General features: G+C 73.8%; 5 protein-coding genes. All 5 read left to right on the top strand.

Annotated features, from left to right (window positions below):
* Nucleotides 1–150 precede the first annotated feature (150 nt).
* The 5 genes from ADK60_RS06650 to obgE all read left to right on the top strand — a co-directional run bounded on the left by ADK60_RS06650 (nt 151) and on the right by obgE (nt 7,402).
* Entirely contained in the window at nt 151–951 is an 801-nt protein-coding gene (locus ADK60_RS06650) for a TIGR03936 family radical SAM-associated protein (RefSeq protein WP_045944089.1), read from the top strand.
* A 396-nt stretch (nt 952–1,347) separates the two neighbouring features.
* Nucleotides 1,348–4,998 (top strand): Rne/Rng family ribonuclease, encoded by a 3,651-nt coding sequence (locus ADK60_RS06645; RefSeq protein WP_053644016.1) that lies wholly within the window; start codon nt 1,348–1,350, stop codon nt 4,996–4,998.
* Nucleotides 4,999–5,233: 235 nt separating this feature from the next.
* On the top strand, nt 5,234–5,551 hold the full coding sequence (gene rplU, locus ADK60_RS06640) for a 50S ribosomal protein L21 (protein ID WP_030397424.1): 318 nt from the start codon (nt 5,234–5,236) through the stop codon (nt 5,549–5,551).
* A 14-nt stretch (nt 5,552–5,565) separates the two neighbouring features.
* On the top strand, nt 5,566–5,823 hold the full coding sequence (rpmA, locus tag ADK60_RS06635) for a 50S ribosomal protein L27 (RefSeq protein WP_030397425.1): 258 nt from the start codon (nt 5,566–5,568) through the stop codon (nt 5,821–5,823).
* Nucleotides 5,824–5,923: 100 nt separating this feature from the next.
* Nucleotides 5,924–7,402, top strand: coding sequence for a GTPase ObgE (obgE, locus tag ADK60_RS06630; protein ID WP_053644014.1), 1,479 nt, complete (start codon nt 5,924–5,926; stop codon nt 7,400–7,402).
* Nucleotides 7,403–7,503 lie beyond the last annotated feature (101 nt).

Raw genomic sequence — 7,503 nt, 5'->3', positions numbered from 1 at the left:
AGCGAGGGGTGGGTGGGGGCGCGTACCCTTTGAGGTGTAAGAGTCCGGACAGTGGCGGGAAATCGCCGCCGCCGCGGACGGGGACCACTGACGAAGGACTGAGCGACCCTGGCACGCCGTACGCCCGACGGTCCGCCGCCCGCGCCGACGGTGCAGCGGATTCGTCTCCGCTACACCAAGCGCGGCCGGCTCCGCTTCACCAGCCACCGCGACTTCCAGCGCGCCTTCGAGCGCGCCCTGCGCCGGTCGGTGGTGCCGATGGCCTACTCGGCCGGCTTCACCCCGCACCCCAAGGTGTCCTATGCCAATGCCGCGCCGACCGGTGTGGCCAGTGAGGCGGAGTACCTGGAGATCGGCCTCGCGGCCCACCGGGACCCGGAGGCGCTGCGCGTCCAACTGGACGAGTCGCTGCCCGAGGGACTGGACGTGATCGACGCGGTCGAGGTGCGGACGCCGAACTTCGTGGAGCGCCTGGAGGCCTCCGAGTGGCGGGTGCGGCTCGACGGCGTCGAGCCGCAGGAGGCGGCCCGTGCGGTCGCCCTTTTCCTCGCCCAGGAGCGGGTCGAGGTCGAACGCCTTACCAAGAACGGTCTGCGGGTCTTCGACGCGCGCGGGGCGGTGGCGGCTCTTGAGCTCCTCCCGTCGCAGGTCGACGGCGGTGCGGACACGGAGGGCGAAGAGACCCGCGATGTTCGGACCGGGCGTCCCTGTGCGATACTGCGCCTGGTAGTACGACACGCCACACCCGCCGTACGACCCGACGACGTGTTGTCCGGTCTCCGTGCGACGGCCGACCTGGCGCCGCCGGTCCCCGCAGAGGTGACCAGGCTGGCGCAGGGGCCGCTCGACGAGGGGACCGGCACGGTGACCGACCCGTTGGCGCTCGACCGCGCCGCGGCCCAGGCCGGCCCTCTGGCGGCCGGCGAGCCGCGCGCAACCGCGTCCGCCTAGCGGGCGGAGGCCGGGTTCAGTTCCCCACTGGATCCGCTGGTCCTCCAGGCCCCCGCTGCTCCCCAGGGGAGCGAGCGTCGTCGAAGCACAGGCCGGCCTCTTGCGGCCCGCCGACCCCGATGGTCGGTGGGCCCGAGGCCCCCGTCCGGGAGCCACCCGGGGTTGGGGGACGGCGCAGCTTGGGAAAACCTCAGAAGACTGGTCAGACCAGAAGACTTTCGACACCCCGCCGAGGGCGGGGCGCCGAGCGAGACTACGAGCCCCTGTGCGGACTCGCGTCCGCGCGGCGGCACCGTGAGAGGGTCCGGGCCGAGCATCGTCGTGATGCCGGCCGGCCACCGGTGCCGTGCCGTGCCCGGATGCGGAGCCCGGGGGCCTGACGGGAGATCCACCCGCATGCTCGATAACACCGATCCGCAGCAGCCTGCGGCAACGGAACCGAACGACACCGCCGCGACCGGCGGCGACAGCGCGTCCGCCGCGCCGCCGCGCCGGCGTCGCCGCGCCGTGTCCCGCCCGGCCGGAGCGCCGCAGGGCGCTGCTGCCGAGGCCGCCGAGACGGTCGTCCCGGCCGAGGCCGAGGCCACCCGTCCGGTCGAGGCGCCGGTCGCCGAGGCCGCCGCCGAGCCGGCGGCGGAGAAGCCGGTCCGGGCCCGCCGCACCCGTAAGCGGGCCGAGGCGCCCGCCGGAGCGCCCGAGGACTCCTCGATCGTGGTCAGCGCGCCGGAGGCCGAGCCGGCCCCGGTCGCCGCCGCGAAGGCGGAGAAGGCCCCCAAGGCGGAGAAGGCCGGGAAGACCGAGGCGGAGCCGGCGGAGAAGCCCGCGCGGGCCCGTCGGAGCCGTAAGAAGGCCGAGCCCGAGGCCGCCCCCGTGGTCGAGGCGCCCGCCGCCGCGGCGGAGCCGGTGGCCGTCGAGGCCCCCGCCGTCGTGGAGGAGCCGGCCGCCCCGGCGCGCCGTCCCCGCCGCCGCCGGGTGGTCGAGGCCGCCCCCGTGGTGGTCGAGGAGCCGGTGGCCGAGGAGGCCGAGGTCGAGGAGCCCGTGGCCGAGGAGGCCCCGGTCGAGGAGCCGGTCGCCCCGGCGCCGGTCGTCGAGGCCGCCGAGCCGCCGCAGCGGGTGCGCCGTCGCGCGGTCCGCCCGTCCACCGCGATCTTCCAGGCCCCGGTCTTCCAGGAGCCCGCCCCCTTCACCGCCCCGACCGCTCCGGCGGCCCAGGCGGCCCCGGCCGGCCAGGCCATCCCGGCCACCCAGGCCGCCCCCGCCGCCGCGCAGCCGGCCGCCGTCGAGGCGCAGTCCGCCCCGGCCGCGCCGCAGCGCGAGGAGGAGGAGTTCGAGTACAGCGGTGTCGGCCGCCGTCGCCGCGTCCGCACCTCGGTGCGGGTGCAGACCCCGGCCCGGGGGAGGCGCGGTGCCGCCGTGGAGCGGGTCGAGGCCCCTGCCGCGAAGGCTCCCGTAGCCAAGGCCCCGGCCGCCGCCAAGGCCCCCGTCGTGGTCGAGGCGCCCGCCGCCGTGGAGGCCCCGGCCGTCGCCGCCCCCGCCACCGGCCCCGAGGCCGAGGACGAGTGGGAGGACGGCCGTCCGTCGCGCCGTCGCCGTCGGGGCGGCCGCCGCCGCCGTCGCGGTGAGGCCGAGGAGGGCGAGGCCGAGGCCCCCGAGACCGAGCAGCCCGCCGTCGAGGAGCCGGCCGTCGCGGCCGCCGACGAGGATGACGAGGACGACGACGACCTGGCCGCCGGCCTGTCCTCCTCGCGCCGTCGCCGTCGCCGTCGCCGCCGCAGCGGTGAGGCCGGCGCCGTGGAGGTCGCCGAGACCACCGAGGACGGCGTCCGCACGGTGGTGAAGGTGCGCGAGCCGCGCCGCCGCTCCACCGAGCCGTCCTTCGACCCGGACGAGGTGCAGTCCATCAAGGGCTCCACCCGCCTGGAGGCCAAGAAGCAGCGCCGCCGCGAGGGCCGCGAGCTGGGCCGCCGCCGGGTGCCGATCATCACCGAGGCCGAGTTCCTGGCCCGCCGCGAGTCGGTCGAGCGCGTCATGGTGGTGCGCCAGAACGGCCAGCGCACCCAGATCGGCGTCCTCGAGGACGGCGTGCTCGTCGAGCACTACGTCAACAAGGAGCAGGCCACCTCGTACGTCGGCAACGTCTACCTGGGCAAGGTCCAGAACGTGCTGCCGTCGATGGAGGCCGCGTTCGTCGACATCGGCAAGGGCCGCAACGCGGTCCTGTACGCCGGTGAGGTCAACTTCGGCGCGCTGGGCGGCCACGGCGGCCCGCGTCGGATCGAGTCGGTGCTGAAGTCCGGCCAGTCCGTGCTGGTCCAGGTCTCCAAGGACCCGATCGGCCACAAGGGCGCCCGCCTGACCAGCCAGATCTCGCTGCCCGGCCGCTACCTGGTCTACGTGCCCGAGGGCTCGATGACCGGCATCTCCCGCAAGCTGCCGGAGAACGAGCGCGCCCGGCTGAAGCAGATCCTCAAGAAGATCGTCCCGGACGACGCGGGCGTCATCGTGCGCACCGCCGCCGAGGGCGCCTCCGAGGAGGAGCTGACCCGCGACGTCCAGCGCCTCCAGCAGCAGTGGGAGGACATCCGGAAGAAGGCCGCCTCCGGCAACGCCCCGGCGCTGCTGTACGGCGAGCCGGACATGACCGTCCGGGTCGTCCGCGACATCTTCAACGAGGACTTCACCAAGGTCATCGTCTCCGGCAACGAGGCGTGGAGCACCATCCACGACTACGTCGCCAACGTGGCCCCGGACCTCGCCGGCCGGCTCCAGCGGTGGACCTCCGAGGTGGACGTCTTCGCCACCTACCGGATCGACGAGCAGCTGATGAAGGCGCTGGACCGCAAGGTCTGGCTGCCCAGCGGCGGTTCGCTGGTGATCGACCGCACCGAGGCGATGATCGTCGTCGACGTCAACACCGGGAAGTTCGTCGGCCAGGGCGGCAACCTGGAGGAGACGGTCACCCGGAACAACATCGAGGCGGCCGAGGAGATCGTGCGCCAGCTGCGGCTGCGTGACCTCGGCGGCATCATCGTGATCGACTTCATCGACATGGTCCTGGAGTCCAACCGCGACCTGGTGCTGCGCCGTCTGCTGGAGTGCCTGGGCCGGGACCGGACCAAGCACCAGGTGGCGGAGGTCACTTCGCTGGGCCTGGTCCAGATGACCCGCAAGCGGGTCGGCCAGGGCCTGCTGGAGTCCTTCTCCGAGCCCTGCGTGCACTGCAACGGCCGCGGCGTGATCGTCCACATGGAGCAGCCGAGCGCCCACACCCACACCGGTGGCGGCACGGCCGCCGTCGAGGCGGGCGCGGGCAGCGGCAAGCGCCGGCGCCGGGGCAAGGGCGGCGCCGGGACCGAGGAGTCGCAGGTCGTCGAGGCGGCCGAGGCTGCTTCGGTCGAGGAGGCCGACGAGGAGTTCGAGATCGTCGAGTCCGCGCCGGTCCGCGAGGAGATCGAGGGCCAGCTGGCGATCGAGGTTCCGGGCGAGGCCGAGGCAGTGGCCGAGCCGGTCGCCGCCGCGCCGGTCGTGGTCGAGGCCCCGGTGGAGGCTCCGGTTGCCGCCCCCGCCGGACGGCCCCGCCGTCGGGCGGTCCGCAAGGCGACGGCTCCGGCCGGTGCGCCGGGCGGGGCGGAGATCGTGGTGCTGCAGGCCAAGGCCGAGGCGGCCCTGGAGTCGGCCCTGGCGGCCGTCTCCCCGGCGGCGCAGGCCCCGGCCGAGGAGCCGCAGGCCGAGCCGGCCGTGGTCGAGGAGGCCCCGGCCGAGGCAGTGGCCGAGCCGGTCGCCGTCGAGGCCGCTCCGGTCGAGGAGGCTGCCGAGGCCGCCGGGACCGAGGCCGGTCCGGACGCGACCGAGGAGCCCGCCGAGGAGGCGCCGGCCCCGAAGAAGCGGGCGGCCCGCAAGACCGCTGCCAAGAAGACCGCCGCCGCCGCCAAGAAGACGACGACGACCGCGGCGAAGAAGACCACCGCCCGCAAGACCGCCACCAAGCGGACGAGCGCGGCGGCCAAGAAGGCGGCGGCCGCCGAGGGTGATACGGCGGCCGAGTAGGGCCCGGTCCCGGGCGGACGTCCTCCGCCCGGGACCTGTACGGGCCGGTTTGCCCCAGCGGCGGCCGGCCCGTATTCTTGACCACTGGCGTGTCTACGCCTTGCTCCCGAGCACATCACCTCCCGGTCCTTGCAAGAGGACGGCTCCCCGCAAGGGGGGACGGGGGAGGCCCCTGTGTCCGTACCCAGGTGGCTGGCATCGAGAGTTCCGACCGAGTTGGGAAAGTAGGTACCGCATGTACGCGATCGTTCGCGCAGGCGGCCGCCAGCACAAGGTCGCCGTTGGCGACGTGCTGGAGATCGACCGTATCGAGGCCAAGCCGGGTGACTCGGTGGAGCTCTCCACCATCCTGGTCGTCGACGGTGAGGCCGTCACCTCCGACCCGTGGGTGCTGGCCGGCGTGAAGGCTCACGCCGAGGTGGTCGACCAGACCAAGGGCGACAAGATCGTCATCCTGCGCTACAAGAACAAGACGGGCTACCGCCGCCGTCAGGGTCACCGCCAGCAGCACACCGCGGTGCGCATCACCAGCATCGACTCGGTCAGCAAGTAAGGGGATAGCGAAAAATGGCACACAAGAAGGGCGCAAGCTCTACTCGTAACGGCCGTGACTCGAACGCCCAGCGCCTCGGCGTGAAGCGCTTCGGCGGCCAGGTCGTCTCCGCCGGCGAGATCATCGTCCGCCAGCGCGGCACCCACTTCCACCCGGGTGCCGGTGTCGGCCGCGGTGGCGACGACACCCTGTTCGCGCTGACCGCCGGTGCTGTGCAGTTCGGCACCCGCCGCGGCCGCAAGGTCGTCAACATCGTGGCCGTCGAGGCCTGAGTCACACCAGACTCACAATGAAGGGTGGGCCGGAATGTTCCGGTCCACCCTTCATGCTTTACAGGTAGAACACTGACTTCTTCGTACTGGAGGCACAACCATGACCACCTTCGTGGACCGCGTCGAACTTCATGTCGCCGCGGGCAACGGGGGCCACGGCTGCGCCTCCGTGCACCGCGAGAAGTTCAAGCCGCTCGGCGGCCCGGACGGCGGTAACGGCGGGGACGGCGGCAGTGTCGTCCTCACCGTGGACGCGCAGGTCACCACCCTGCTCGAGTACCACCACTCGCCCAAGCGCAAGGCCACCAACGGCAAGCCCGGAGCCGGCGGCAACCGCACCGGTGCCCTCGGCCAGGACCTCGTCCTCTTCGTGCCGGACGGCACCGTCGTCCTGGACCGGCAGGGCAATGTGCTCGCCGACCTGGTCGGCCACGGCACCAGCTTCGTCGCCGCCCAGGGCGGCCGCGGCGGCCTCGGCAACGCGGCGCTCTCCTCCGCCCGCCGCAAGGCGCCCGGCTTCGCGCTGCTCGGCGAGCCCGGCGAGTTCCGTGACATCGTCATGGAGCTCAAGTCCGTCGCCGACGTCGCCCTGGTCGGCTACCCGAGCGCCGGCAAGTCCTCGCTGATCTCCGTGCTCTCCGCCGCGAAGCCGAAGATCGCCGACTACCCCTTCACCACCCTGATCCCCAACCTCGGCGTGGTCACCGCCGGCGACACCGTCTACACCATCGCCGACGTCCCCGGGCTCATCCCCGGCGCCAGCCAGGGCCGCGGCCTCGGCCTGGAGTTCCTGCGCCACGTCGAGCGCTGCTCCGTCCTCGTCCACGTGCTGGACTGCGCCACCCTGGAGCCCGGTCGCGACCCGCTGACCGACCTGGAGACCATCGAGGCCGAGCTCGCCGAGTACGGCGGCCTCGGCGACCGCCCGCGGCTGGTCGCCCTCAACAAGATCGACGTGCCGGACGGCCAGGACATCGCCGACCTGACCCGCGCCTCCCTGGAGGAGCGCGGCTACCGGGTCTTCGAGGTGTCGGCCGCCTCCCGCAAGGGCCTGCGCGAGCTCAGCTTCGCCATGGCGCAGATCGTCGGCGAGGCCCGCGCGGCCAAGCCGCTGGAGGAGTCCACCCGGATCGTGCTGCGGCCCACGGCCGTCGACGACGAGGGCTTCACCATCACCGAGGAGGACGGCGCCTTCCGCATCCGCGGCGTCAAGCCGGAGCGCTGGGTCCGCCAGACCGACTTCTCCAACGACGAGGCGGTCGGCTACCTCGCGGACCGGCTGGCCCGCCTCGGTATCGAGGACAAGCTGTGGAAGGTCGGCGCGCACGAGGGTGACACCGTCATCATCGGCGCGGAGGAGAACGCCGTCGTCTTCGACTGGGAGCCGACCATGGCCGCCGGCGCCGAGATGCTCGGCCGCCGCGGCGAGGACCACCGCATGGAGACCCAGCGCCCGGCCGTCGACCGCCGTCGCGAGAAGCAGAAGGGCCGGGACGCCGCCGAGGCGGAGTACCTCGCCTTCGAGGCGCTCTCCAGCGGCCGCCAGGCCTCCATCGAGGGCGACGACGAGGACAGCTGAGTCCCCGTCCCGACCCGCGCGAGCCCCCGCCGCCCCGTCAACGGGCGGCGGGGGCTCGCGCGTTGACGGCGCGCCCGGCCGCGCGGGTCCGTCCCGCGCGC

This window comes from Streptomyces sp. XY431 (genome assembly GCF_001279805.1).
In the GTDB taxonomy this organism is placed as follows: Bacteria; Actinomycetota; Actinomycetes; order Streptomycetales; family Streptomycetaceae; genus Kitasatospora; species Kitasatospora purpeofusca.
The sequence above is the reverse complement of the archived record's forward strand: the minus strand, read 5'-3'. Positions and strand labels throughout refer to the sequence as shown.

Excerpts from the sequence above, each read along its gene's own strand:
- ADK60_RS06645 (WP_053644016.1), top strand. The coding sequence starts at position 1,348 with ATGCTCGATAACACCGATCCGCAGCAGCCTGCGGCAACGGAACCGAAC.
- rplU (WP_030397424.1), top strand. The coding sequence starts at position 5,234 with ATGTACGCGATCGTTCGCGCAGGCGGCCGCCAGCACAAGGTCGCCGTT.
- rpmA (WP_030397425.1), top strand. The coding sequence starts at position 5,566 with ATGGCACACAAGAAGGGCGCAAGCTCTACTCGTAACGGCCGTGACTCG.
- obgE (WP_053644014.1), top strand. The coding sequence starts at position 5,924 with ATGACCACCTTCGTGGACCGCGTCGAACTTCATGTCGCCGCGGGCAAC.